Source organism: Paenarthrobacter sp. NPDC057981, from assembly GCF_042886835.1.
Taxonomy (GTDB): domain Bacteria; phylum Actinomycetota; class Actinomycetes; order Actinomycetales; family Micrococcaceae; genus Arthrobacter.
This window is the reverse complement of sequence record NZ_JBHVQI010000003.1, coordinates 276,541-300,708: the sequence shown is the minus strand read 5'-3', so window position 1 is coordinate 300,708 and position 24,168 is coordinate 276,541. Positions and strand designations below refer to the sequence as shown.

The following is a 24,168-nucleotide window of genomic DNA, read 5'->3' as shown; positions in this document are numbered from 1 at the left end:
AATCAGGCGCCCCATCCGGCTTGCTGGCCGCCTGCGCGGTCCTCGTTGATCTTCTTCTGGTAGCCGCTGGCCTTGTAAGCAGCGATCGGGTCGGCGGGCAGGCCGCGGGATTCACGCCACTGTGCCAGGACCGGGCGGACATCGGTATAGAAGGCATCGTTGAAAATGCCGTTGGCGGCCAGGACATCCCCGGAACGCTGGGCTTCGTTCAACGCGGCGGTGTCCACCAGCAGGGCCCGGGCGGTCATTTCCTGGACGTTGAGGACCGAGCGGATCTGGCCCGGGATCTTCTCCTCCAGGTTGTGGCACTGGTCCAGCATCAGCGCGACGCCGGAGTCCGTCCCGAAGCCGCCGCCGCGGATGACCTCGTGCATGATGCGGAACAACTGGAACGGGTCAGCCGCGCCCACGATCAGGTCGTCATCGGCGTAGAAGCGGGAGTTGAAGTCGAACGAGCCCAGCTTGCCCAGGCGCAGGAGCTGCATCACGATGAACTCGATGTTGGTGCCCGGGGCGTGGTGGCCGGTGTCCAGGCACACGAAGGCCTTCTCACCCAAGGCCAGTGTCTGCGCATAGGAGGTACCCCAGTCCGGAACATCGGTGTGGTAGAAAGCCGGCTCGAAGAACTTGTACTCCAACACCAGCCGCTGTTCGTCACCCAAAGCCGCGTAGATCTCCTGCAGGCTTTCCGCGAGTCGGTCCTGCCGGCCGCGCATGTCGTCCTGACCCGGGTAATTCGTCCCGTCAGCCAGCCAGATCTTCAAATCCCGTGAACCCGTGGCGTGCATGATCCCGATGCAATCCAGGTGGTGATCGATCGCCCGGCGCCGCACAGACTCGTTGGACGAAGTCAGGGAACCGAACTTGTACTCATCATCCTGGAAAGTATTGGAGTTGATGGTGCCCAAAGCAACGCCGAGCCCCTCCGCATATTCGCGAAGCGCAGCGTAGTCCTCCACCTTGTCCCACGGGATATGCAGCGCCACAGTAGGAGCCAGCCCCGTGAGCTCGTGGACCTTCGCGGCGTCGGCGATCTTTTCCTGCACGGTGCGAGGCGTGCCCGGCGTCCCGAAGACCTTGAACCGGGTCCCCGAATTCCCATAGGCCCAGGACGGCACTTCAATGGCCAATTCTCCCAAGCGGCCCAGGGCCGATTCTGTGGTGTTCATGCTTGTTCCTTCTGATGGGTTGAGTTGCTGGCCGCGGCCAGTTGGTCTTCAAGGTTGAAAACTTCTTCGACAATTTCGAAGCCCTCATCGGGAGGGACGTCGCTGTCGGCGAAAAGGCTGGCCATGTCGGCTTGCCAGCGTGCGTTGACGTCGGTGAGAGCCATGCGGGCCTGTGCGGCCTCGTAGGCTTCGCACTCCAGGTAGCCGATGAGTTGGCCGTCCGGCGCCAGGAAAAGGGAGTAGTTGTTCCACCCCGAATCCTTCAGGGCGCGGAGCATCTCGGGCCATACGGCCGCGTGGCGTCGCTTGTACTCGTCCATCAACTCCGGCTGGACGGAGGAGCGGAAACATACCCTCATGCGGATCTCCGGGTTAGTCGTCTTTGAATCGTTTCATTTGTTACGATTCAAATTACCCTCGGGCAAACGAGGGTGTCAAGACGTTACTGACCCTTGACTTGAGTCGGTGAGAAGCCAGCGAGAACGGAACGCATGTCCCAAACAGCCAGCATCAAGGACGTTGCCACACACGCCAACGTTGCCGTGGGCACAGTCTCGAACGTGCTGAATTATCCGGACAGGGTTTCCGCCAAGACCAAAGAGCGCGTCCTCAAATCGATCGCAGAACTGGGCTTTGTGCGCAATGACGCCGCCCGCCAACTTCGCGCCGGCCAAAGCCGCACCATTGGCTTGGTGGTGCTGGATGTCGGCAACCCCTTCTTTTCCTCCGTAGCCCGCGCGGCCGAAGACGCCGCCACCGCGCTGGGGAGCGTTGTGCTGGTAGGGGACAGTGGGCAGGACGCCTCGCGGGAAGCGCACTACATGGATCTCTTCCAGGAGCAGCGCGTGCAAGGGCTCCTGCTGTCTCCGGTGGGAGACGTCGCGGACCGCATCGACAACCTCCGTGAACGCGGCGTGCCGACCGTACTTGTGGACCAGCTGGCCGACACCGAACGCTGCAGTTCAGTTTCAGTCGATGATGAGGAAGGCGGCTATCTGGCGGCCAAACACCTGCTGGACATCGGCCGCCGTAGTCTGGTTTTTGTCGGAAGTCCCGCGATCCGCCAAGTGGCGCACCGTCTCAAGGGCGCGCAGCGGGCGGCCGCTGAGGTGGCGGGAGCGTCCATCGAAGTGCTCGACTCTGCCGGGCAAACGGTGCTGGCCGGGCGTCAGGTGGGCAACGATCTGGTGGAGCGTGCGCCCGGGGAGCGCCCGGATGCTGTCTTCTGCTCCAATGACCTTCTTGCGCTCGGAGTCATGCAGTCCCTGACCATGCTGCGCACCGTCCGCATCCCTGAGGACATTGCCCTGATCGGGTACGACGACATCGATTTCGCAACCTCCGCCGTCGTTCCTTTGTCCTCCATCCGCCAGCCGACCGAGGCACTGGGCCGGACCGCCGTCGAGCTCCTCGCGGAAGAGCAGGAAAGCAACGGAACCAAGCACCGCGCCGTCGTGTTCACCCCCGAACTCGTGGTCCGCCAAAGCACCGCCCCCGTACCCAACTAGGGGACAGATAACGTTCCACTGACGGCTCAGAGCGACGTTATCTGTCCCCTAGTTGGGCGGGATTACGACGCGCGGAGCCCGGCCAGGTACTCCACCGGCACCACCGCGTCGGGCTGCTTCGTCTGACGGAACAGGCCCGGGGTGGAGACAGCCAACCGGTCGGCCGAGCGGCCCAGGCACTGGATGACACTGGTGATGGATATCCCCGCCTCCGTCTTCTGTCGCAATGCCGAGATGTGCCTGCGGGCCGTGCAACCACGGATGCTGGTGGCGAAAATCCCCTCCGTGGGGACGTGGTCCAGTGCGGGAACCAAAGCGACACCGAGCCCGGACCTGACCATGCTGCGGATGGCATCGCAATTGTTGCTCCGCACACTGATGCGGGGAGTGAATCCGCTTCCTGCGCATAGATGCCTGAGGCAGGCATCGCCCGAGGAGTCCTCCTTTGTGGATACCCAGTTCTCCCCAGCGAGGTCCTGCATTGTGATGGCGTCCATTCCCGCCAGGCGGTGGCCCTCCGGAAGCAGCAGCACCAGTTCCTCGGCCAGCAGAGGGACGGACACTACATTGGCCGGCCACTTTTGGGGGACGAGGTCGTAGTGGAACACCACGGCCACGTCCAGTGTCGAATCCCGGACCATGGCTGCAAGTTCCGCAGGTCCGCTCTCCTCCAGTTCCACTGAGGAGTTCGGGTGCCTGCGGAGGTAGGAGGCCAATCCTCCCGGCAGGAGCCTTTGGCTGGCCGTGCTGAAGCTGCCCAGCCGCATGAGGCCGTAGTCGCCCTTGCTGAAGCCCTTCATGTCGTCTTCGAGTGCACCCAGGGCATTGATGATGTCGTGGGCGCGTGCGGCCAGGAACTTGGCAGCCTCCGTGGGGCGGATGCTCTGGGCGTCGCGCTCAACCAGCGGCGCCTGCACGGCCCGCTCCAGCGCCGCCACCTGCTGCGAGACGGCCGAGCCGGTGTAGCCGATTTCGCGCGCGGCGTCGGCGAAAGAGCCCGTACGGAGGACCACGGAGAGTGTGCGCAAATGAACTGGATTTAGCATGGCCTTGCTACTTCTGCGTGGGTGGCGTGAGCAGCTGTTCGACATCAACGGCGCCGCCCGCGGCTTCAAAATCCAGCTGCACCTGTTCCCGGAGCCGGGCGTCCGCGAGGTAGTCGGCAATCGACAGGGCCAAGCCGACGGCGCCGTCCACCACTGCGGCGTCGCCCACGGGACTGATGGAGTGCTGGCCGAACTCCTCCGTGTGCATCACGGCAGTTTCGCGGGAAATGCTCACTGTGGGATGGATCGACGGGATGCGCAGGCTGACGTTGCCCAGATCCGTGGACCAGCCACCGCCCACCAGCTCAGTCTCCAATGTGATCCTCCGGCCCCGCGCGGACATATGCCCGTGGTACCGGGCTGCCAATGCGTCATTGCTGCGGACGGGAAGATAGGCGGGGAATGGGTCCCAGGTGGTCTCGAGGCGGGTGCCTGTCATGAGCGCCGCCCCCTCCAGGACGTCCTGCACTTTCTGCGAAATGTCCACCAGCCCGGCAGGGTCCAGGGAGCGGATTTCGACGACGGCGCGCGCCACGTGGGGGACGACGTTCACCGCCGTACCTCCTTCCGTGATGAGGCAGTGCAGGCGGTCGGTCGCAGGGATGTGTTGGCGTAGGGCCGCGATCCCCTGGTACGCGGCCACCACGGCGTCGAGGGCATTGCGGCCCATATGCGGGGCCGACGAAGCGTGGGCGGCCACCCCGTGGTACGTCACCTCCACGTCGCGGACGGCCAGTGATGCGAAGGAAGCAACCTCGTACTCCCCAGTGAAGGGGTGCAGCATCACGACGGCGTCGATGTCGTCGAAGGCGCCTGCCCGGGCCAGGAGTTCCTTGCCGTTTCCGTTCTCTTCTGCAGGCGTGCCGATAAGCACAACAGAGCCGCCAAGCTCTTCAACATGCGCGGCGACGCCGAGGAAGGCTCCTACGGCCGCGGCGCAGATGACGTTGTGCCCGCATCCGTGGCCCACCCCCGGAAGGGCATCGTATTCGGCAAGCACGGCCACTTTGGGTGAGCCCGAGCCTGCTTCGGCACGCAGCGAAGTGCGCAGGCCATACCTTCCCACCTGGACCGGATAGCCCCTGTAGCGAAGGAATTCGGCGGCGAAGGCTACGGAGAGCCGTTCCTCAAAGCCGACTTCCGCGATGCCGTAAATTCCGTGGCTGAGTTCCTGGAGGTCCGGGGTGAGGTCATCGATGGTGGCGGTGATGTTCCTGGCAAGTGAGTCCGGGGCGCCGAGGATGCCGGTCAGGGCCAAGGGGGACGGGGGCGTATCCACGGGGTTCACGTGGCGTCCTTTCGGGGGAGGTAGGCCGGCCAAGCGGCGGCGTCGTTGTCGCCAGGCCTGGCTCGTTGTTTTACTTAAGATACATCTGCAAGTGCCTTAAGAACAGCTTATTGTGCAAGAATGATTCATGACCGAAAAGCCCCTCCCGGACGTCACCAGGCTGCGCCTCCTCAATGAGGTAGCGAAGCAAGGATCCCTGGCGGGCGCGGCCCGGGTTCTGGGCATCACGTCCTCAGCTGTTTCGCAGCAAATCAGCATCCTGGAACGGGAAACCGGCGTCCAGCTCCTGGACCGCTCATCGAGGGGCGTCGGGCTGACGGGTGCGGGGGAGATTCTCGTAGAGCACGCACGCGCGGTGGTCCGGCTCCTGGAAGCGACCCGCGCCGAGATGGACCAGCTCAGCGGCGAGCTTGCCGGTCGGGTCCGGATCGGATCCATTCCCTCCCTTGCCCGGAACGTACTGCTGCCGGTCGCCGAAAAGCTCGAGGTGAGTGTTCCCGACGTCGAACTGACAGTCAACGTTGTTGAGCCGGTGGACAGCATCGAGCAATTGCTGAACGGTGCTTTGGACATCGCGATTGTGGACCTTTACGACAATGTGCCCGTCGCCTTTCCCGACTACCTGGTGACCAGGGAAGTCATGAGCGAGCCATTGGCCTTGATCACTCCACCCGACTTCGTTGTGCCGCCGCGGCTGAAGTTGACCGACCTCAAGAACGCGGACTGGGTGTTGACCCCAGAGGTGGGTGCCTGCGGACAGGCGGTCCGTTTCGCCTGCCGGAACGAGGGATTCGAACCCAACAGCCGGTGGGTTGTGGACGATCTTCTGCTCTTGGTCGAAGCCATTTCGCGGGGAAGGGGCATCTCTTTGCTCCCGCCATTTTCCGTGGACAGTGCGGTGGCGCCGGTGGGAATCCATACTTTCGACAAGCCCCGGATCCAACGCCGGGTGCTCACGGTAACGCGCAGCAGCGACGCCCGGCGGCCAATCGTGAAAGCCGTCCTGGACGAAGTCCATGGGCTCCTGGGTGCCGCTGCCGCCTAAGCCGCCAGGGCCGCCGTCGGGCGCTTAACTCCGTAGGTCCGAGAGCCAGTCATTGATTTCTGAAATAGCTGCCTGCAGGTCAATATCGACGCCGAGGGATTCGGCGAGGTGGGCGAATCCGGCACCCCAGTTGTGGTGTGCAGCTATCTTCGTCGGCCATGACTTGGTTTGCAGGCCGGCTTTTCCGGCATTCAAGGCCCTGACTTCGAAGATATCGAGACACGCTTGATTCACATCCGAGGTGTCTCTTCCGCTGTCGAAAACATTGCGTTTAAGCAACAGGATGTCCAGGACGTCACGTTCCCTGTCTTCGTGGCCTGGGCCGGTGCAAGCGTGCATCTTTTGTGCGATCTGGTACTCCGGAGAGATTGACGCAATCGTGTGGGAAGGTGTCGGTACCCCAAAAGGTTCCAGGCGAGGGGCCAGCACTTCATCAGCCGAATCAGCCAGGCCGCCCTCGCTGAAAGATACTTCCAGTACCACCTTGCGGAGTAACTTCCTTGCGAACACGACCTGTATTTCGTGCCTTCGCGGGTTTACGGCCGCAACGGGCACATCAATCTCCCCGGCGCGGGCTTTCAAAATGAACGAGAAGTCGCCCAGGGGCTGGGCTACAGCGTCCTGCAGGAACGTTTGAAAGCGGTCCGCTTCTTCCGTAAAGACGGTATCGATGTCCTGGGTTGCCCGGGCAGAGGGGTGCAGTAGCCACTCCAGGTATGCGCCGCCCTTCAGGCGCAACACGGGCCGGCCGTCCGTCCCTTTTTGGCGTTGCAGCGCCGCCATGAGAACACTTGCGGCGATTGTCCACGTAGTCACTTGCTCCGGTTCGCCCGTGTCGACATTGCGAATTCCCGCCAGGAGGGATGTGGCCGTCTTCGCCGGTCTAGTTCTGTCTTGCAGTCCTTCGTACTTCACCGGCGGGCCCCTTCAAGGTTGAATTGTTGGCGCAAGTGACGCGCTTCCGAGTCCGGGATCAGGTCCCACCGGGTTGCATTGTGGATCGCCTGGCGCGCCAGATCGTGCCTGAGGCCTTGCTCCAGCGCCCGGCCGATGGCCTGATGTACTGACACCATCGGTAAACCGCGGTGATACTCCACATCGAACCTGGCTTTGTGAAGTCGATAGTGGTCCTTACCCTTGCGCCGCACCCGAACCCCTGGAGGGACCGCTACATGGAGTTCACGAGGGTTAACGTCGCAAAGATCCAGGGCGACCAGTACACTCTCGGAATCTATTGCCGCCTCTGGTCCGGCCCAGAGGAGGGCCAATCGGTATTCAGTGGTCTCATCTACTGGAATTTCCGGGAACCGATAAATGCCTTGCAACTCTCGAGTCAGCCGTCCCCGGAGAGCCATGCGCGAGAGTGCTTTCGGGTCCATGCCGACGGCCACGGCCGATTCCGTTTCCACGAAACCTCCGTTGTCCATACCGAGCTCCCGCAGCTCACTCACCTTTGTCATGCCAAAAGGTTATCATTTTTGGTCACCTTTTGGCATGTTGCGGGCTCCTGGGTGCCGCAGCCGCCTAAGCCGCCAGGGCCGCCGTCGGGCCTTTAACCCAGGCGCAAGAATCTCTTGCGGCAGCCCCAGCAGACCTCGCACTGTTGCCGGGTTAAAAGCCCTTTTTTCGTTCCATGCTTGAAGTGATCAGTGACGATCACCACAAAGGAGAACGAAAAATGACCACCCTCGAACGACGCTTCGCAGAGGTTCCCGGACACTGGCAGGTGCCAGGCCACTTCAAGATCAACCACAGCCACGGCATCCGCGTTGGGGACATGATTTATGTGGGTGGCCAGGAGGACCTCGACGCTGACGGCAACGTCAACAACCCCGGCGACATCGTGGCGCAGTGCAAGAACGTCATGGAATCCCTGAAACGGGTCATCGAAAGCCTCGGCGGAACCATGGGCGATGTCGTCCAGTTCAACACCTTCTACGCCGGCGAGCTCAGCTACGAAGAATGGCAGCGTACCTACGACATCCGCTTCAGCTACTTCCCCGCGCCCGGCCCCACGGCGACCGGCATCCTGATCGGTGAGGAGCTGAACCTGCCGGGCATCCGGGTGGAGGTCAACGCCGTCGCGATTGTCGGCAGTGCCGCCACCCGCGTAGAAGCGTTCGACGGCGGCAGCCAGGCAACGCTCGACGTTCCCGTGGAGGTGGCCGGCAATGACTGAAGTCAAGCCCCAGCTTGGCGTAATCCTCTGCGACCTCGACTCGTATCCGGTGGACTACGTGGAATGCCTCACCCCGGATGCGCCCGGCATCAGTGACAATCCCGTGGGCTTCTTCGAGAATCCCGCCAGCTGGCAAGGCCTTCCCGTGGCCTACGCGGTGGCGCGGGGTGCCCGGGTGGAGCCTCTTGTGAACGGTGAGCCCGAAGCTGTGGAGGCCTTTTGGAACGCGAGCAAGAAGCTGGCGCACTGCCCCTTGGTCATCACCGACTGCGGCTTCTTCTTCTACGCCCGCAAGGACAAACGCCAGACGACCAACGTGATCACCAGTGGGCTGGACCTGCTCCCCATCGCCTCGGTGCTGTCCAGCGGCTACATCGGTGTGTTGACGGTCTCGGAGTCACTCGCCGCCAAGCTGTTGGCCGGTCACCCCTTGTCGCCACAGATCGTCATTGCCGGCATGGAAGGCGAGCCCGGCTGGGCAACCATGCTGACCAACGATCACGCGCTGGGCAACGGCTGGGACCAAGCCTTGCTGAAGGAGGGCGTCGCCAGGGTGGTCAAGCGTGAATTCGGGCCCGGTGGCCGCTTCGCCGATGTTGGTGTCCTGGTCCTTGAGTGCACTTTGTTGCCCGAATTCCGCCAAGAGATCCGCAAATACACCAACGTGCCGATCCTCGATATCGCCTCTTTTGCGTTGAACGCCCTGGGCAAAGGGTTCGACGCCGGTGCGGCACCGGCGCCTGTCAGCGCCGCCTTGAGCCAATGACACAGGTCAGGAACGAGTCAGTCATGCATGAAGACACCGAGCAGGGCAGGACCGCCATCTCGCTGGAATCAGTCGTCAAGCGGTACGGGGACCACACCGTCATCAATGACGTGTCCCTGTCTGTCCGTGAAGGCGAGGTCATCGCCATCATCGGTCCCAGTGGGGCTGGAAAGAGCACCCTGCTCAGGTGCATCAACCTGCTGGAGGTCCCGGACAGCGGACGGATCACCGTTGAGGGAAACCAGGTGGTGGCCGGCACGGAGATCAGCCATAAGGACCTGGTCCGGCTACGCCGCAACGTGGGCATGGTGTTCCAGTCCTTCAACCTCTTCCCGCACATGACAGTGCTGCGGAACATCTCCCTTCCACAAGAACGCGTCCTTGGCAGGAGCCGGGCAGAAGCTGACGCACGGTCCATGAAACTCCTGGAGCGTGTAGGGCTGGCAGACAAGGCCAGGCAATATCCGGGCCGCTGTTCCGGTGGCCAGCAGCAACGCATTGCAATCGCCCGGGCTCTGGCTCTGGACCCGCAGGTGATGCTGTTCGATGAGCCGACGTCGGCCCTGGACCCGGAAGTTGGCCTTGAGGTTCTGGCGGTCATGCGTGAGCTGGCCGCTGAAGGGATGACCATGGTGGTGGTCACCCACGAGATGCAGTTCGCCAGGGATGTCTCGGACCGCGTAGTGGTGATGGCCGAAGGTGCCATTCTCGAAGAAGGCGACCCTGCCGACGTCTTCACTGCTCCCGCCATGGACCGCACCCGCCGGTTCCTGCGTGCCGTATTGGAGCGCTGACATGGATCACCTCAGCGTGGTGGCGCAGGGCGTTTCCATGACGCTCGCGCTGACACTTTCCTCGCTTCTGGTTGGCGCCATCGGTGGCATCCCGTTGGCCCTGGGCCGCCGGTCCCGGCTGGCGGCAGTGCGGTTCATCGCGCGTTCCTTCATTGAACTGCTGCGCGGGATCCCGCCATTGGCATGGTTGTTCATCATCTATTTCGGCGTAGGAACGGGTGTGATTGAGCTCAGTTCCTTCGCGGCTGCTGTGATTGGCTTCGGCCTGGTCTCTTCCGCCTACATGGCCGAAATCTACCGTGGCGGGCTGACAGCCATCCATGACGGCCAGTGGGAAGCCAGCGACGCATTGGGCCTTTCACGCGCTGCGACGTTGCTCAGCGTCATCGGTCCGCAGGTTCTGCGCGTGTCCATTCCCGCTGCTGCCACGTTCGCCATAGGACTGCTCAAGGACTCCTCCGTGGCCTCGGTCATCGGTGTCCAGGACACCATCTATTGGGCGAGCCATGAATCCACGGTGTCCGGTGATGCGATCGTGCCCTTCCTGTGGGCAGCCGGGCTGTACGTGGCCATGACCATTCCCTGCGCTTGGGCAACAAGGTTGCTGGACGCCAAGCTCCGAAAGCGGGTTGCGCGATGACATTCTTCAACGACTGGGTGGATTACTTCCCGGACCTGTTGGCCGGGCTCGGAGTGAGCCTGCAGCTGACGCTGGTAACGCTGCTGATTGGCTTGCCCGCCGGACTTGTTCTGGCCCTCGGCGCGAGTTCGGGAAACCGGCCGGTGCGGGTCCTGTCGATCGGTGTGATCGAGGTAGGTCGTGGAACTCCTGCCCTGGTGGTCCTGCAGCTGTTCTACTTTGGCCTTCCCTCGGCCGGGATGACGCTGACCTCCTTCGTCGCAGCATCGCTGGCGCTCGCCTTCACTACCGCGGCCTACACCAGCGAGATCATCCGTGGCGGCTTGCAGGCAGTGCCCGCCGGAGAAATTGAAGCCGGTCATGCCCTGGGGATGGCCCGCGGGGACATCCTCCGATTTGTCGTGATTCCGCAAGGGATCAGAATCGCCATCCCGCCGCTCATGGGATTCGCGATCATGGTGTTCCATGCGACCTCCCTGGCCTACACCATTGCCATGCCGGAACTGATGAGCCAGGCCTACTCCATCGGCTCCATCACGTTCCGCTACTTGAGCATCCTCACCCTCGCGGGCCTCATGTACGCCTTGATCACCATTCCCGCGAGTTCCCTGAGCAACTTCGTTGAGCATCGTTTGGCGCGTCACCGTTGATACGCCAATTAGGCAAAGGAACCACAATGAAACTACGAATGATCGCGTCGGCCGTGGCTGCATTGACGCTGGCTGCTGCGCTCAGTGGCTGCGGCGGTAGCACTGAAGCGGCCGGGTCCAAGGTCCCCGCAGACTGCAAAGCTGCGTCGGACTTCGGCACCATTAAGAAGGGCAACCTGACGGTGGCTGTCTACGAAGCGCCTCCCTACGTAACGTTCAAGGGCAATGAGCTCGGAGGCGTTGACGGAGATATCCTCATGGGCTTTGCGCAGAAGCAGTGCCTCTCCATCACCACTGTTTCCGCTGCTGCCGCCGCAGTTATCCCCACAGTCCAAGGTGGCCGCGCCGACGTCGCGACAGGCGGCTGGTGGCGGTCCAAGGCGAGGGCCGACATCCTGGATCTGACCGACCCGATCTACCCAGACCAGATGGTGTTGATCTCCAAGGACGGTCTCAACAAAGTCACTGACCTCAAGGGCAAGAAGGTCGGCACCGTCAACGGCAACGTCTGGGTGGATGACGCCAAGAGCTACCTCGGCGGGGACCTCCAGCTCTACAAAGCGCCGGTGGACTTGTTCCAGGACCTCAAGTCCGGCCGGCTGGACGTAGGAATCGACGGTTTCGGGGAGGCCCATAACAACAGCAACGGCCTCAAGGTAGAAGTTCTGGAGCCTGACAACGCCATTAAGGCTTCCCTCGAACCGCCTCAGACCTGCCTGCCGGTGACCAAGGGAAACACGGCTTTGCTCAAGGCTTTGAACGACTATGTGGACAGCCTCCGCAAGGATGGCAGCCTGGAGAAGATCGTGGTGAAGAACGGCTTCCCGGCCTCGGCGGTGGAGACGGGGTCGGCCCGCCTGATCGGCTGACCCAAGTAGGGGACAGCACCTGGTCCACTGAGTGCTCAGTAGGACGTGTGCTGTCCCCTAGTTGGGTTGCTGGAGGGCGTAGATGGTCCAGGACGCGGTGTGCTCGGCTCCGGGTTCGAGGCGGATCGGGTCCGTGCCGCTGTTGAAGGCGTCCGGGGGACAGGTCATCGGCTCCACGGCCAGTCCAATCCGGCTCGGAAGGGGTGCCGGCTTGTCAGCCGTATGGATCTGCAGCCACAGGCACCTTTCGTCCCACGACATTCCGACGCCGGTGCCCGCCGGGTCGCGCAGCGACAGCCGCGCCAGCCCGGCGTCGAACGTTATGTCCGTGAAGGCGTGGTCGATTTCGGTGGCGCCGATCGGACGGGCCGCACGGAAGTCGAACTCATGCCCCTCCACGGGCTCCAGCGAAACCGGCAGCAGGCGGTCGGGCGTGACCTCGAGGAACGAGGAAGCAGGTGCTTCAAGGATCCACTCGTTCAGGGGCGAAGAACCCGCCACCAAGTACGGGTGCGGGCAGACGCCGTAGGGCGCGGCAACATCTGCGGCGTTGTGGGCGGTCACAGACGTGTGGAGCCCGGTTTCGTCCAGGACATACCGCGTCGAGAGTTCCACCACGAACGGATAGCCCGACGTCGGTCCCACCGTGCACGTCAAGGTGACCGAACCGGCGTCGTGCTCCTTCACGGTCCAGTCGAGCGGGTAAGCGAGCCCGTGCAGCGCCGTGTCCCGCTCCGGTTCGCTGACCGCCAGTTGGTGGGTGGCGCCGTCGAAGGTGTACCTGCCGTCAGCGATCCTGTTGGGCCACGGCGCGGCGATGATGCCACGGTAGTCCGGGATCGGACCGCCTTCAGGGAACGGAACCACAAGGTCGCGTCCTTCGAACTGCAGGACACGCAACGCTGCGGCGCGTTCTGTGACAACCGCCTCGTAGGCGCCGGCTTTCAGCGTGAATTCAGCGCTCACAGGCCGCCTGCCAGTTTGTAGTAGGCGGCGTTCCAGGCGAGCTCCTTCTTGAACTGTTTGATGGTGGTGCCTTCGTCGATGGTGAGCAGTTCCGTGCGGGCGATCTCGGCGAAGTCTTCAAACACCTCGAGGCCCACCTGCGTGGACAGTACCGTGTGGTGGGCGGCGCCGGCGGTCAGCCACGCGGCAGCCGAGGTGGCAAAATCCGGCTTCGGTTCCCAGAGCGCGCGGGCCACGGGCAGGTTGGGCAGTGGCTGGTCGAGGTCGACGACGTCCACGGCGTTGGCGACCAAACGGAACCGGTCGCGCATATCGGACAGCGCGACGACGACGCCGGGCCCTGCATCGGTGTCAAAGACCATCCGGACGGGATCTTCCTTGCCGCCGATCCCCAGCGGGTGGATCTCCACGCGCGGCTTCTTCGCGGTCAGCGACGGGCAAACCTCGAGCATGTGTGCCCCGAGGATCTTCTCCGAGCCGGGTTCCAGGTGGTAGGTGTAGTCCTCCATGAGCGAGGCGCCACCGGGCAGCCCCGAACCCATGACCTTGGCCGCCCGGACCAGGATGGCGGTCTTCCAGTCACCTTCGGCTCCGAAGCCGTAACCGTCGGCCATGAGCCGCTGGACGGCCATGCCTGGGAGTTGCCGGAGTTCGCCGAGGTCCTCGAAAGAGGTCGTGAAGGCCGCGGAACCGTTGGCTTCCAGGAAACTGCGCAGGCCCAGTTCAATCCGGGCGCTGTAGCGGAGTGATTCGTGGCGGGCACCGCCCGCTTTCAGCTCGTCAGCCACGTCGTAGAGGCGCTCATACTCGGCAACCAGGGCGTCGACGTCGGACTCTTCCGCGGTGTGGACCGCCTCGGCGAGTTCGTTGACGGACCAAGTGTTCACCGAGACGCCGAAGCGCAGCTCGGCTTCGGTCTTGTCGCCTTCGGTGACGGCGACGTTGCGCATGTTGTCACCGAAGCGGGTGAGCTTCAGGTTCCGGACCGCGGCCCAGCCGGCAGAGGCGCGCTGCCAGGCGCCCACCTGACGGGCGACCTCCGGGTTGGAGACGTGCCCGACGACGGTCTTCCGCGGCACTCCGAGACGGGCCTGGATGTAGCCGAATTCCCGGTCGCCGTGGGCCGCCTGGTTGAGGTTCATGAAGTCGAAGTCGATGTCCGCCCAGGGGAGGTCCCTGTTGGCCTGGGTGTGCAGGTGGAGCAGCGGCTTACGGAGGGCGTCGAGGCCCTGGATCCACATCTTGGCAGGGCTGAACGTGTGCATCCAGGCGGTCACGCCGATGACGGAATCGTCCGAGTTCGCTTCAAGGGCCGTGCGGCGGATGGCGTCGGAATCGGTGAGGACGGGCTTCCAGACGAGCTTCACGGGCACATCACCGGCAGCGTTCAGGACGTTGGCAATCTCCTGCGATTGCGCAGCGACCTGCTTGAGGACATCCTCGCCGTAGAGGTGCTGGCTGCCGGTGAGGAACCAGACCTCGTACTGGTCGAGCGAGGTGTTGTTGGCGTTGGGCATGGTGATGGCTCCTGGGTATGGGCGTAAAGCGGCGGCTGGGTGGTCGGTGGTGTCGGCCTCAGCGGCCGTAAACGTTCTGGTAACGGTCGTAGAGCGATGCGATCTTGGCCTGGTCGATGGGAAGTGGCTCCCCGAGCTGGCGCGAGACGTGCACTGTCTTGGCCACTTCTTCGCACATCACGGCCGCTTTGACGGCCTCCCGGGCGGATTTGCCGATGGTGAACGGGCCGTGGTTCTGCATCAGCACGGCCGGAGAGTTCGAATCCTTCAACGTCTCCACGATCCCCTGACCGATGGAGTCGTCCCCGATCAGGGCGAACGGGCCTATGGGGATGGGCCCGCCGAATTCGTCACCCATCATGGTCAGCACGCAGGGGATTTCCTCGCCCCGGGCCGCCCATGCCGTGGCGTAGGTGGAGTGGGTATGCACCACTCCACCGACCTCTGGCATGTGCCGGTACACGTAGGCGTGCGCAGCGGTGTCCGAGGACGGCGAGAGGTCGGGATTGCCCCAGTCGATGGTGCCGCCGCTGCCGGTGTTCATGCCCCGGACTGGGGTGCCGTAAAGATCGGTGACCACCATGAGCTCGGGTGTGAGGTCGTCATAGGAAACACCCGAGGGCTTGATGACCATCAGGTCATGGCCCGGAATACGGCCGGAAACGTTGCCTGCCGTCCAGACCACGAGTCCGTAACGCGTCAGTTCGGAATGGAGTTCGCAGACGTCCTTGCGGACCTTCGCGATGGTGTCCAGGAGGGTGCTCATGCGGACACCCGCTCAGCGTCGTCGTTAGAGGAGTTCGACGCCGGTTCGGACACCCCGCCTGCGCCCTGCGCCTGGCGCTGAATGGACTTGAGGCGGTGCATCACGTTGTTGGTTCCGCGGCCGAAGTAGTCGTGGAGCGCCTTGTACTCCTGGAAGAGCACCTCGTAAGCGGCCACGTTCTCCGGAATCGGGGTGTACACAGCCCCTGGCGCGGCGGCCATGGCAGCGGAGGCCTCCCGGATGTCCGCGTACTTCCCGGCAGCAACGGCGGCGTGGATGGCTGAGCCAAGTGCCGGACCCTGTTCGGAACCGATTGTGGAGAGCTGCAGGCCCGTGATGTCTGCGTAGACCTGCATCAGGAACTTGTTCTTCAGGAGGCCCCCTGCCACGATGAACTCCTTTACCGGAACACCGGAATCGCGGAAGGCATCCACGATGGTGCGGGTCCCAAAGGCCGTGGCCTCCAGCAAGGCCCGGTAGCTGTCCTCAGGCTTGGTGGCCAACGTCTGGCCCACCACCACGCCGGAAAGCTCGTGGTCCACCAGCACTGAGCGGTTGCCCGAGTGCCAGTCCAGGGCGATCAGTCCGTGCTCGCCGATCGCCTGCTTCTCCGCCTGTTCCGTGAGGTACTCGTGGATGCTCTGGTCCCGGGCTGCTGCGGCCTGGTGGTATTCGGGAGGAACACCGTTCTTGGTGAACCAGCCAAAGATGTCGCCCACTCCGGACTGGCCTGCTTCGTAGCCCCACAGGCCATCCACGATGCCGCCGTCGACCACGCCGCACATGCCCGGTACTTCGCGCAGGACGTCACCGTTCATGACATGGCAGGTGGAAGTTCCCATGATCGCGACCAGCTGCCCGGGTTCCACAGCGTTTGCGGCGGGTGCGCTGACGTGGGCGTCCACGTTGCCTACCGCCACGGCGATTCCCGCCGGAAGCCCGGTCCAGCCGGCGGCTTCTTCGGTGAGAAAGCCCGCGGCATCTCCCAGGCGCCCGATGGTGTGTTCCAGCTTGCTGCTGACAAAGTCCTTGAAGTCAGGGTTCAGGGCTGCCAGGAAATCCTCCGAGGGATATTTTCCGTCCTGGTAGATGCCCTTATAGCCGGCCGTGCAGGCGTTGCGGACGTAGCTTCCGCAGAGCTGCCAGACGATCCAGTCGGCCGCTTCAACCCAGTGCTCCATGGCTGCGTAGACTTCGGGGTCTTCCTCGAGAAGCTGCAGGCCCTTGGCGAATTCCCACTCTGAGGAAATCAAGCCGCCGTAGCGGGGGAGCCAGGCCTCGCCGCGCTCTTCAGCCAGCTGGTTAATGCGGTCTGCCTGCGGCTGGGCGGCGTGGTGACGCCACAGCTTGACGAACGCGTGGGGCCGGTCCGCGAAGCGTTCCAGTTCGTTCAGCGGCGTGCCGTCCGCCGTCGTCGGAACCATGGTGCAGGCGGTGAAGTCGGTGGCGATGCCCACCACGTTCTTCGGGTTGATGCCGGCATCGACGACGGCGGCGGGCACAGCGTTGCGCAGGACGTCGCGGTAGTCGTTGGGAACCTGGAGGGCCCAGTCTGCGGGGAGGCGGCGGCCGCTGGTGGGGAGGCGGTCCGAGACAACGGCGTGAGGGTACTCGAACACGCCGCTGCCGATCTCGGCGCCATCCGAAACGCGCACCACGACGGCGCGGCCGGACAGGGTGCCGTAGTCCACGCCGATGACGAACTGCTCATCGAGCGGGAGGTTTTCAGAGGTATTCATGGGTCTCCATCCGGCTGGCCAGGGCCTCATTGCCGGGGGTCGGGGTGGAAAAGTGAAGAACGTCTGATGCAATTGTTAGCGCTCACAACATTGATGTCAAGAGAGGGTCGAAGGCGGGACAGTCAACTCAGTCTCCGGCGCTCGGGAGAGCGTCGGTGGACGTCACTTGGCTCAGCTGGGGAGCGGCGCCGTGGTGGAACGGACGATGAGCCGCGGAGTCACGGTAGCCGCAGTGCCAGTGCTGCCACTCTCAATGCGGTCCAGCAACAATCCAATGCACCGTTGGCCGAGTTCTTCGAAATCCTGCGCCACGGTAGTCAGGGGCGGGATGAAGTAGGCCGACTCGGGCTGGTCGTCAAAACCCACCAAACTGATGTCACCGGGAACCTGCACTCCGGTTTCATGAAAGGCGCGCAACACCCCCAGCGCCATCTGGTCGTTGGCCACAAACAGTGCGGTGACAGCCCGTTCATTCGCAATCTTCAGGCCTTCCCGGTACCCGCACTCGGCGCTCCAGTCCCCTTCAATCAGGGATTCCGGCTCAATACCGGCAGCAGCCAGTGCATCACGCCAGCCATCGATGCGGGCCGCGGCGTCGATCCAGTCGGACGGACCCGAAAGGTGGCCGATCCGTCGGTGCCCCAGGTCCAGCAAATGCTCGACGGCGAGCCGGGCCCCCTGCCGCTGGTCAACGGTGGCACCAGCGAGTTGCTCATCGCCGACGGAACCCACGGCAACCAATGGCACCTGGGAGGTGACATCCTTGAGGACCTCGAAAGTGCCCGGATGCGGAACAGTCACCACAATGCCGTCAACGCCCTGGTCCATGAAGTGGGCCAGGGCATCCTTGATGGTCTCCGGAGTGACCTCGCGAAGGCCCGCCACGCTGACGAAATAACCGGCGTCACGTGCTGCCTGCTGCACGCCGAGCAATGTGTGCGATGGACCGTACTGGGCAAGCTCACTGCCCAGCACCCCAATGGTTTGGGACCGTCTGGTTACCAGGCTGCGCGCGGCAGTGTTGCGCCGGTAGCCCAACTCGGTGATGGCCTGCTCTACACGTTCGCGGGTCTTGGAACTCACGTTGGGGTGGTTGTTCAGGACACGGGAGACAGTCTGGTGCGAAACACCTGCCACGCGGGCTACGTCCTCCATGACAGGAGGGCGGGAAGATGCAGATTGTTCTGAGCTCACCCTGTCACGATAAAGCACTGGCGGCCAGGATCAGCCGATGGCTGCCTTGGCGGCGTAATGGCGGTACCTGTCCAGGAAAGGCGCAACACCTTGGGGCTCAGCGTGGTGAACGGTGAGTCCGTCCACCGGCCACTCGGGCAACTGGCCCGTGAGGACGCCGGCAGCTTGCCGTGCAGCGCCGTCGGCCACGTACTCTCCGGGCTTGGGAACAAAGACAGGGAGGCCGAACGCGGAGGCCGCCACGTGTTGGACGGCTTCGGATTGAGCACCACCTCCGACAAGGATGATGCGCCGGGCCTCAACGCCCTGGGCCTGAAGTGCCGCCAAGCCGTCAGCCAGCGAGCAGACAACTCCCTCTATCGCCGCGCGGGCCAGGTTCGCGGGGGTGTAGTTGGAGAGGGTGAGCCCGTGAAGTGATCCCGTGGCCTCGGGAAGATTCGGGGTTCGTTCGCCTTCGAAATAGGGCACCAGGGTCAAGCCTTCCGCACCTTCCGGAGCGGACAGCGCCAGGGCTCCCAGCTCGTTCAGGCTCACGTCGAGCAAGGCGGCGGTGGCATCGAAGATCCGCGTGGCGTTGAGCGTGCAGGCCAGCGGGAGGTAGTGGCCAGTGGCATCGGCAAAGCCCGCCACCAGTCCACTTGAGTCGCGGGAAGGAGTGTCCGAGACCGCGAATACGGTTCCTGACGTTCCGATGGAAATGACAACGTCCCCGACGCCGGCACTCACCCCGAGGCCTGCAGCGGCGTTGTCTCCTGCGCCGGGTCCGATCAGGGCGCCGGTTGGGGTCTTGCCTGCCGTCTCCAGGGGCGCAACCACCCCGGGCAGGACCGGGAGGTGCCCGAGGGTGCTCTCCAGGACATCCGGAAGGTACTCGCCGGTGGTCGCCGAAAAGTATCCCGTGCCGGAAGCGTCGGAGCGATCCGTGCGGAGCAGTTCCAGCGGTGCCGGGCCTGTTCCGGGCCCGTGACCAGCCAAGCGCCAGGACAGCCAGTCGTGGGGCAGGCACACCGCGGCCGTCCGTTGCGCATTTTCGGGCTCGTTCCGCGCCAGCCAGCGCAGTTTTGTGGCGGTCAGGGAGGCCACCGGAACCGTGCCCGTGCTGGCCGCCCAATAGTTGGCTCCAGCAGCCGGATCGCCCTGCCCGGCGTCGAGGATCAGCTCTTCAGCGTCCTGCGCCGAGCGGGTATCGTTCCACAGCAGGGCAGGGCGGACCACATTTCCGCTTTCGTCGAGGCACACCATCCCGTGCTGCTGCCCGCCGACGGATACGGCATCGACGTCGTCGAGCCCGCCTGCTGCCGCGATTGCTTCCTGCAGGGCTGTCCACCAATGATCCGGGTGGATCTCGGTGCCCTCCGGGTGGGAGGCCCGGCCTTGGCGGACCAAGGCTCCGGTGGCTGAATCCCTGATAACCACTTTGCAGGACTGGGTGGAGCTGTCGATCCCGGCTACGAGAGGCATGCGTTGTTCCTTTGGCGGGCCGCGCCGGGCCTGCGTGGGAAATCCAGCGGCAGGCCCGGCGGCGGGGTTGCGGTGGTGGGAGCGGGTCAGCGGGCGCCGAGAAGGTGCTCGATGGCCAGCTGGTTGAGGCGGATGAAGGCGAACGAGCGCTCAGCTGCCTTGTCGGCGTCGAACGTGTCGAAGGCGCTGGCGTCAGCCAGCAGGTCAGCGGTGGTTTCGCCTGCACCCAGAGTGCTCTCGCCGAGCTCGAACACGCCCGAGGTTGCCAGGGCTTCCTGTACTTCGGGATCCGCGCGGAAGGCCAGGGCGCGTTCCTTCAGCAGGAGGTACATGGACATGTTGGACTTGGCCGATTCCCAGACGCCGTCGTAGCCATCGGTGCGGGAGGGCTTGTAATCGAAGTGGCGCGGGCCGGTGTACTTGGGGCCGCCGTTGGGGAAGCCGTTCTCCAGGAGGTCAACGGTGAAGAAGGCACTGGTGAGATCGCCGTGGCCGAAGACGAGGTCTTGGTCGTACTTGATACCGCGCTGGCCGTTGAGGTCGATGTGGAAGAGTTTGCCTGCCCACAATGCCTGGGCGATGCCGTGGGTGAAGTTCAGTCCGGCCATCTGCTCGTGGCCCGTTTCAGGGTTGAGGCCGACGATGTCGCCGTGCTCCAGCTGGGCAATGAACGCAAGGCCGTGGCCTACGGTGGGGAGGAAGATGTCGCCGCGCGGCTCGTTCGGCTTGGGTTCCAGGGCGATGCGCAGGCCGTAGCCCTTTTCCTTGATGTACCCGGCGGCGGTGTCAACGCCTTCCTTCATGCGGTCCAGTGCCGCAGCGAGATCCTTTGAGCCGTCGTACTCGCTGCCTTCGCGGCCGCCCCACATGACGAAGGTTTCGGCGCCAAGCTCAGCCGCGAGGTCGATGTTCCGGAGGATCTTGCTCAGTGCGAAGCGGCGGATGGAGCGGTCGTTGGAGGTGAATCCGCCGTCCTTGAAGACCGGGTGGCTGAAGAGGTTGGTAGTGACCATGGGCGTCTTCAGGCCCGTCTCGGCCAAAGCTGCCTTGAAGTTCTTCAGGATGAGTTCGCGCTCGGAGGCGCTCGCATCGAAGGGAATCAGGTCGTTGTCATGGAAGGTGATGCCGTAGACGCCGAGTTCGCTCAGCTTGTGGACTGCTTCGACCGGGTCCAGTGCCTGGCGCGTTGCCACGCCGAAGGGGTCGGTGCCGGTCCAACCGACCGTCCAGAGACCAAAAGTGAACTTGTCTGCAGGGGTGGGCTGCGGGGTCATGATTGCTCCTTTGCAAGGCAACGGGGAAGAAATGGAAAACAGCATTCCAATTAGTTTTCAATCTGAACTATATGGGGGATGATGGATCATGGTCAATGGAAGTCCGCAAGAAATTTTGAATCGATGAGGAGGTCCCTGCTGATGAATGAGCCAACCGCGCCCGGACGCGTGGGTGACGTCCGCCGTCGAAATCTTTCGCTGGTGTTGGACTCGATTGCCAAAACCGCTGACGCCAAACCCAGCCGCGCGCAGCTCGCTGCCGGTACCGGGCTCACCAAGGCCGCGGTCTCCAGTCTTGTGGCGGATCTTGTCGAGTCGGGCCTGGTGTCCGAGGTCGGCCTTTACCGTGATGGCGAGCGGGGACGGCCGGGGCAGGGTTTGGAGCTGAACTCCCGCCGGGGTGTGGTCGGCATGGAGATCAACGTCGACTATCTGGCCGTGGGCCTGGTGGACCTCGCAGGAAACCTTCGTTTCCATTCTGCCGTTGAGTCGCGGAACCGCGCAGTGCCGCCCGCGCAGGTCATGGACCAACTGGCTGTTTTGGCCTCTGAAGCGAAAGCTGCGGCAGCGGCCGAGGACATTGCCATCCTGGGTGGGGGATTGGCGGTGCCGGGTCTGGTGGATGAAAAGGGCGACGTCGTGCTGTCCGCCCCGAACCTTCATTGGGAACATGAGAAGCTGCATCCTCAGTCCCTGCTGGAGGGCGCACCGCTGGGCGTCAAACTGTCAAACGAAGCCAACAGCGCAGCCCTCGGCGAGCTTTGGTATGGCGGAGGGCCAACTGACTTCCTGTACGTCTCCGGTGAGGTTGGTGTCGGTGGTGGCGTCATCATTGGCTCCGAGCTGTACACCGGACCAGGGGGTTCGGCGGGCGAGCTGGGACATATCGTCGTGCATCCCGAAGGTCCTGCCTGCTCGTGCGGCGGAGCGGGATGCCTTGAGACCTTTGCCGGCCAGGAAGCCATTTTCGAGGCCGCCGGGATTGCCGCCGGCACGCTGGGCGAGCGGACCGACCTGCTGCTGGCGGCGCTGGCTGCCCACGAGCCGCGGGCCACTGCGGCAGTTCACGACGCCGGTCGCTACCTGGGTGTTGCGCTCGCCTCGGCCGCACGGTTGATGGATATTGAAGCTGTGGTGCTCGGTGGGCACTTCGCTGTCTTGGGGGAGTGGCTTAGGCCCTCCCTTCTGGCCAGCCTGGAACGGCATGCGCCGGGGCTCCTGGCTCCGGAAAACCTCACGGTGTCCGGGCTGGAGCATTCCGGCACGCTCCTGGGTGCCGCCGGCAAAGTGATCCGCTCTGTTATCGAGTCGCCTTTCGAGTTTCTTTTGGCGAGCAAATTGGCCTGAAGCAGGGGTAATTTCGTCGGGGTTCTTCCGGAGCATTCATCAGTATGCTTAGTATTGATGAGTCAGCTGTTCGCGCAAACTACCCACGGACGAGTGCCTCATGACTACACAAGACTCAGCCCACACCAGTACAACCAAAGCGCAGACCGCGCCTTCCCCGGAAGATTCCAGTAAGCCGGACAGTCCCAACGACCTCGTCAAGCCTACGTGGACCTACATCGCCAAGCGCACGCTCAGCGAGTTCAGTAAGGACCAGTGTCCCGATGCCGCCGCAGGTCTGACGTACTACGCTGTTTTGTCGCTCTTCCCGGCGCTCTTGGCCCTGGTGTCGGTTCTGGGGCTCTTTGGCGATGCGGGCAAGACCACCTCGGCCGTACTTGATATCGTTCAGCAATTCGCGCCAGGACCTGGTGTCGAGGCCATGCGCCAGCCGATTGAGGAGCTGACTCGATCAAACGCTGCGGGCTTCGCCCTGGTTTTCGGTATCCTGGTGGCCCTCTGGTCCGCCTCCGGCTATGTCACCGCCTTCAGCCGCGCCATGAACCGTGTATATGAAGTGGACGAAGGCCGCGGACTCGTAAAGCTGCGCGGAACCATGCTGGCCGTCACGGTCGTGGCCGTAGTGGGGGCGGCCCTGGTGGTGGCCATGCTGGTCCTCAGCGGTCCGGTGGCCGAGGCAATTGGCGGGGCAATAGGCCTCTCCGACGCTTTCGTCACCGTGTGGAACATCGCCAAGTGGCCGGTCCTCATCGTGATCGTGGTGGCCATCATTGCCGTCCTCTACTACTTCACTCCCAACGTCAAACAGCCCAAGTTCCGTTGGATGAGCATGGGTTCGCTGATCGCACTCGTCATTTTCGCGCTGGCTTCCCTTGGCTTCGGCTTCTACGTGGCCAACTTCAGCAACTACAACAAGACTTACGGTGCGCTGGCGGGCGTCATCATCATGTTGCTGTGGCTGTGGATCCTGAACATGTCCTTGCTGTTCGGTGCCGAGTTCGACGCCGAGATGGAACGCGGCCGGCAGCTCCAAGGCGGCATTGAAGCTGAGGAAAGCCTTCAGCTGCCTCCCCGGGACACCAAGCGCAGCGAGAAGCAGCAGAAAAAGGAAGAAGAACTGGTCAGCCGCGGCGAGGAACTCCGCGAAACCCACGGCGAAGACTCCAAGAAAGACAAGTAGCAGGAATCATGCACGCGAGCAAGGATACAAAGCTCAAAACGGTCCGGCATGGCGACCGGTTGAGGATCGGCGGGGAAGTCTTCCAAGTCAGCGCAGTTGAACCACAGACGGACACGCACAACATAAGGCTCGAACTGCAAGGGCACGACGGCGGACTGGTCACCTTGATCGGGCTGCCGAAGGCTCGGGTGGAGCTGGCAGCGAAGGCTTGACAGGGTGTGCGGGGTTTGCGTTTTGCCCTTCACGCCGTGAGTCGACCATGTCATGGTGTTCACCATGCAGACGTTGTACGAGGCGGCCGGGGGTACCGGCTTTTTTCTGAGGCTGGCCGCGGCATGGCATGCCAGGGTTGTGGCGGACGAAGTAGTGGGCCACGCGTTCCGCCACGGAGTACATCCTGAACATGTCCAGCGACTGGCCGCCTACTGGTGCGAGGCCTTGGGTGGTCCCCGGCTCTATTCCGGGGTGTACGGAGATGAGTCGTCCGTAGTGAGGATGCACGGCGGGAACGGGCCCCACTCGGAGATGGATCGCCGGGCCATCGAGTGTTTTGATCAAGCACTCGCGGACGTCGGACTTGTGGATGCCCGTCTCCGTAGCGTCCTGCACGACTACTTTGCCTGGACTACCACCAACACCATGGCCCGCTACGAACACTCAGCCAAGGATGTTCCGGCCGGACTGCCACTTCCCACGTGGTCCTGGGACGGGCGGGTGATGGGCTGATACTTGCAGCGAAAGCAAAGCCGAGCGTGCGGTCACCACCCTCT

At 63.4% G+C, this 24,168-nt stretch carries 25 protein-coding genes; 12 read left to right on the top strand and 13 right to left on the bottom strand.

Annotation, left to right across the window (positions count from 1 at the left end; genetic code table 11):
- Nucleotides 1–2: 2 nt before the first annotated feature.
- Together rhaI and ACFVSI_RS06150 are read right to left on the bottom strand one after the other, a co-directional pair.
- Entirely contained in the window at nt 3–1,169 is a 1,167-nt protein-coding gene (gene rhaI, locus ACFVSI_RS06155; RefSeq protein ID WP_387820810.1) for an L-rhamnose isomerase, read from the bottom strand.
- A complete protein-coding gene (locus tag ACFVSI_RS06150) occupies nt 1,166–1,528 on the bottom strand; it encodes an L-rhamnose mutarotase (RefSeq protein ID WP_387820807.1) in 363 nt (120 codons plus the stop codon). Before ACFVSI_RS06150 ends, rhaI begins: the two co-directional genes overlap by 4 nt.
- A gap of 132 nt (nt 1,529–1,660) precedes the next feature.
- Between ACFVSI_RS06150 and ACFVSI_RS06145 the strand changes: the two genes are divergently transcribed.
- Nucleotides 1,661–2,677, top strand: a complete 1,017-nt coding sequence (locus ACFVSI_RS06145) for a LacI family DNA-binding transcriptional regulator (protein WP_387820804.1) — start codon at nt 1,661–1,663, stop codon at nt 2,675–2,677.
- A 62-nt stretch (nt 2,678–2,739) separates the two neighbouring features.
- Here the strand turns inward: ACFVSI_RS06145 and ACFVSI_RS06140 are convergent, their stop codons facing one another.
- The gene (locus tag ACFVSI_RS06140; RefSeq protein WP_387820801.1) at nt 2,740–3,723 is read right to left on the bottom strand and encodes a LysR family transcriptional regulator; all 984 of its coding nucleotides are present in this window, start codon (nt 3,721–3,723) and stop codon (nt 2,740–2,742) included.
- A gap of 7 nt (nt 3,724–3,730) precedes the next feature.
- Nucleotides 3,731–5,011, bottom strand: coding sequence for an amidohydrolase (locus ACFVSI_RS06135; RefSeq protein ID WP_387820798.1), 1,281 nt, complete (start codon nt 5,009–5,011; stop codon nt 3,731–3,733).
- Between the two features lie 127 nt (nt 5,012–5,138).
- On the opposite strand from ACFVSI_RS06135, the gene ACFVSI_RS06130 reads away from it, so the two are divergent.
- The gene (locus tag ACFVSI_RS06130) at nt 5,139–6,056 is read left to right on the top strand and encodes a LysR family transcriptional regulator (RefSeq protein ID WP_262276280.1); all 918 of its coding nucleotides are present in this window, start codon (nt 5,139–5,141) and stop codon (nt 6,054–6,056) included.
- Between the two features lie 24 nt (nt 6,057–6,080).
- Here the strand turns inward: ACFVSI_RS06130 and ACFVSI_RS06125 are convergent, their stop codons facing one another.
- Both ACFVSI_RS06125 and ACFVSI_RS06120 read right to left on the bottom strand, forming a co-directional pair.
- A complete protein-coding gene (locus ACFVSI_RS06125; protein WP_387820795.1) occupies nt 6,081–6,971 on the bottom strand; it encodes a nucleotidyl transferase AbiEii/AbiGii toxin family protein in 891 nt (296 codons plus the stop codon).
- The gene (locus ACFVSI_RS06120) at nt 6,968–7,516 is read right to left on the bottom strand and encodes a type IV toxin-antitoxin system AbiEi family antitoxin domain-containing protein (protein ID WP_387820792.1); all 549 of its coding nucleotides are present in this window, start codon (nt 7,514–7,516) and stop codon (nt 6,968–6,970) included. The genes ACFVSI_RS06125 and ACFVSI_RS06120 overlap by 4 nt, the downstream gene beginning before the upstream one ends.
- Before the next feature lie 218 nt (nt 7,517–7,734).
- Here ACFVSI_RS06120 and ACFVSI_RS06115 point away from each other — a divergent pair, with 218 nt between their 5' ends.
- Genes ACFVSI_RS06115 through ACFVSI_RS06090 form a run of 6 tightly spaced genes read left to right on the top strand, consistent with a single transcriptional unit; the run spans nt 7,735 to nt 11,954 of the window.
- Complete coding sequence (locus ACFVSI_RS06115; protein ID WP_306845855.1) at nt 7,735–8,235, top strand: RidA family protein; 501 nt, start codon at nt 7,735–7,737, stop codon at nt 8,233–8,235.
- Nucleotides 8,228–9,001: a hypothetical protein gene (locus ACFVSI_RS06110; protein WP_387820789.1), complete on the top strand. Its 774-nt coding sequence runs from the start codon at nt 8,228–8,230 to the stop codon at nt 8,999–9,001. The genes ACFVSI_RS06115 and ACFVSI_RS06110 overlap by 8 nt, the downstream gene beginning before the upstream one ends.
- Nucleotides 9,002–9,024: 23 nt before the next feature.
- The gene (locus tag ACFVSI_RS06105; protein ID WP_262276277.1) at nt 9,025–9,795 is read left to right on the top strand and encodes an amino acid ABC transporter ATP-binding protein; all 771 of its coding nucleotides are present in this window, start codon (nt 9,025–9,027) and stop codon (nt 9,793–9,795) included.
- 1 nt (nt 9,796) lies between these two features.
- Entirely contained in the window at nt 9,797–10,435 is a 639-nt protein-coding gene (locus tag ACFVSI_RS06100; protein ID WP_387820786.1) for an amino acid ABC transporter permease, read from the top strand.
- Entirely contained in the window at nt 10,432–11,085 is a 654-nt protein-coding gene (locus ACFVSI_RS06095) for an amino acid ABC transporter permease (protein ID WP_387820783.1), read from the top strand. Before ACFVSI_RS06100 ends, ACFVSI_RS06095 begins: the two co-directional genes overlap by 4 nt.
- A gap of 26 nt (nt 11,086–11,111) precedes the next feature.
- Nucleotides 11,112–11,954 (top strand): substrate-binding periplasmic protein, encoded by an 843-nt coding sequence (locus tag ACFVSI_RS06090; protein WP_387820782.1) that lies wholly within the window; start codon nt 11,112–11,114, stop codon nt 11,952–11,954.
- A gap of 57 nt (nt 11,955–12,011) precedes the next feature.
- Here the strand turns inward: ACFVSI_RS06090 and ACFVSI_RS06085 are convergent, their stop codons facing one another.
- The 7 genes from ACFVSI_RS06085 to xylA form a co-directional block, all read right to left on the bottom strand.
- Nucleotides 12,012–12,920, bottom strand: coding sequence for an aldose 1-epimerase family protein (locus ACFVSI_RS06085; RefSeq protein WP_387820779.1), 909 nt, complete (start codon nt 12,918–12,920; stop codon nt 12,012–12,014).
- A complete protein-coding gene (araA, locus tag ACFVSI_RS06080) occupies nt 12,917–14,437 on the bottom strand; it encodes an L-arabinose isomerase (RefSeq protein WP_387820777.1) in 1,521 nt (506 codons plus the stop codon). Before araA ends, ACFVSI_RS06085 begins: the two co-directional genes overlap by 4 nt.
- A gap of 58 nt (nt 14,438–14,495) precedes the next feature.
- Nucleotides 14,496–15,203 (bottom strand): L-ribulose-5-phosphate 4-epimerase, encoded by a 708-nt coding sequence (locus tag ACFVSI_RS06075; protein WP_387820774.1) that lies wholly within the window; start codon nt 15,201–15,203, stop codon nt 14,496–14,498.
- The gene (gene araB / locus ACFVSI_RS06070; protein WP_387820771.1) at nt 15,200–16,942 is read right to left on the bottom strand and encodes a ribulokinase; all 1,743 of its coding nucleotides are present in this window, start codon (nt 16,940–16,942) and stop codon (nt 15,200–15,202) included. Before araB ends, ACFVSI_RS06075 begins: the two co-directional genes overlap by 4 nt.
- Nucleotides 16,943–17,113: 171 nt before the next feature.
- Nucleotides 17,114–18,097, bottom strand: coding sequence for a LacI family DNA-binding transcriptional regulator (locus ACFVSI_RS06065; RefSeq protein WP_387820900.1), 984 nt, complete (start codon nt 18,095–18,097; stop codon nt 17,114–17,116).
- Between the two features lie 69 nt (nt 18,098–18,166).
- Nucleotides 18,167–19,597: a xylulokinase gene (xylB, locus tag ACFVSI_RS06060; protein WP_387820769.1), complete on the bottom strand. Its 1,431-nt coding sequence runs from the start codon at nt 19,595–19,597 to the stop codon at nt 18,167–18,169.
- An 86-nt stretch (nt 19,598–19,683) separates the two neighbouring features.
- Entirely contained in the window at nt 19,684–20,871 is a 1,188-nt protein-coding gene (gene xylA, locus ACFVSI_RS06055; protein ID WP_387820766.1) for a xylose isomerase, read from the bottom strand.
- 141 nt (nt 20,872–21,012) lie between these two features.
- Here xylA and ACFVSI_RS06050 point away from each other — a divergent pair, with 141 nt between their 5' ends.
- The 4 genes from ACFVSI_RS06050 to ACFVSI_RS06035 all read left to right on the top strand — a co-directional run bounded on the left by ACFVSI_RS06050 (nt 21,013) and on the right by ACFVSI_RS06035 (nt 24,124).
- Complete coding sequence (locus ACFVSI_RS06050; RefSeq protein ID WP_387820763.1) at nt 21,013–22,218, top strand: ROK family protein; 1,206 nt, start codon at nt 21,013–21,015, stop codon at nt 22,216–22,218.
- 100 nt (nt 22,219–22,318) lie between these two features.
- On the top strand, nt 22,319–23,398 hold the full coding sequence (locus tag ACFVSI_RS06045; protein ID WP_387820760.1) for a YihY/virulence factor BrkB family protein: 1,080 nt from the start codon (nt 22,319–22,321) through the stop codon (nt 23,396–23,398).
- 8 nt (nt 23,399–23,406) lie between these two features.
- Complete coding sequence (locus tag ACFVSI_RS06040; RefSeq protein ID WP_387820758.1) at nt 23,407–23,610, top strand: hypothetical protein; 204 nt, start codon at nt 23,407–23,409, stop codon at nt 23,608–23,610.
- Between the two features lie 64 nt (nt 23,611–23,674).
- A complete protein-coding gene (locus tag ACFVSI_RS06035; RefSeq protein ID WP_387820756.1) occupies nt 23,675–24,124 on the top strand; it encodes a group II truncated hemoglobin in 450 nt (149 codons plus the stop codon).
- Nucleotides 24,125–24,168 lie beyond the last annotated feature (44 nt).

Coding starts and splice junctions, on each gene's coding strand:
- ACFVSI_RS06050 (WP_387820763.1), top strand. CDS start 21,013: ATGAATGAGCCAACCGCGCCCGGACGCGTGGGTGACGTCCGCCGTCGA.
- rhaI (WP_387820810.1), bottom strand. CDS start 1,169: ATGAACACCACAGAATCGGCCCTGGGCCGCTTGGGAGAATTGGCCATT.
- ACFVSI_RS06090 (WP_387820782.1), top strand. CDS start 11,112: ATGAAACTACGAATGATCGCGTCGGCCGTGGCTGCATTGACGCTGGCT.
- ACFVSI_RS06075 (WP_387820774.1), bottom strand. CDS start 15,203: ATGAGCACCCTCCTGGACACCATCGCGAAGGTCCGCAAGGACGTCTGC.
- ACFVSI_RS06065 (WP_387820900.1), bottom strand. CDS start 18,097: ATGGAGGACGTAGCCCGCGTGGCAGGTGTTTCGCACCAGACTGTCTCC.
- ACFVSI_RS06045 (WP_387820760.1), top strand. CDS start 22,319: ATGACTACACAAGACTCAGCCCACACCAGTACAACCAAAGCGCAGACC.
- ACFVSI_RS06035 (WP_387820756.1), top strand. CDS start 23,675: ATGCAGACGTTGTACGAGGCGGCCGGGGGTACCGGCTTTTTTCTGAGG.
- ACFVSI_RS06095 (WP_387820783.1), top strand. CDS start 10,432: ATGACATTCTTCAACGACTGGGTGGATTACTTCCCGGACCTGTTGGCC.
- ACFVSI_RS06105 (WP_262276277.1), top strand. CDS start 9,025: ATGCATGAAGACACCGAGCAGGGCAGGACCGCCATCTCGCTGGAATCA.
- ACFVSI_RS06110 (WP_387820789.1), top strand. CDS start 8,228: ATGACTGAAGTCAAGCCCCAGCTTGGCGTAATCCTCTGCGACCTCGAC.
- xylA (WP_387820766.1), bottom strand. CDS start 20,871: ATGACCCCGCAGCCCACCCCTGCAGACAAGTTCACTTTTGGTCTCTGG.
- ACFVSI_RS06100 (WP_387820786.1), top strand. CDS start 9,797: ATGGATCACCTCAGCGTGGTGGCGCAGGGCGTTTCCATGACGCTCGCG.
- ACFVSI_RS06115 (WP_306845855.1), top strand. CDS start 7,735: ATGACCACCCTCGAACGACGCTTCGCAGAGGTTCCCGGACACTGGCAG.
- xylB (WP_387820769.1), bottom strand. CDS start 19,597: ATGCCTCTCGTAGCCGGGATCGACAGCTCCACCCAGTCCTGCAAAGTG.
- ACFVSI_RS06040 (WP_387820758.1), top strand. CDS start 23,407: ATGCACGCGAGCAAGGATACAAAGCTCAAAACGGTCCGGCATGGCGAC.
- ACFVSI_RS06130 (WP_262276280.1), top strand. CDS start 5,139: ATGACCGAAAAGCCCCTCCCGGACGTCACCAGGCTGCGCCTCCTCAAT.
- araA (WP_387820777.1), bottom strand. CDS start 14,437: ATGCCCAACGCCAACAACACCTCGCTCGACCAGTACGAGGTCTGGTTC.
- ACFVSI_RS06150 (WP_387820807.1), bottom strand. CDS start 1,528: ATGAGGGTATGTTTCCGCTCCTCCGTCCAGCCGGAGTTGATGGACGAG.
- ACFVSI_RS06140 (WP_387820801.1), bottom strand. CDS start 3,723: ATGCTAAATCCAGTTCATTTGCGCACACTCTCCGTGGTCCTCCGTACG.
- ACFVSI_RS06120 (WP_387820792.1), bottom strand. CDS start 7,516: ATGACAAAGGTGAGTGAGCTGCGGGAGCTCGGTATGGACAACGGAGGT.
- ACFVSI_RS06145 (WP_387820804.1), top strand. CDS start 1,661: ATGTCCCAAACAGCCAGCATCAAGGACGTTGCCACACACGCCAACGTT.
- araB (WP_387820771.1), bottom strand. CDS start 16,942: ATGAATACCTCTGAAAACCTCCCGCTCGATGAGCAGTTCGTCATCGGC.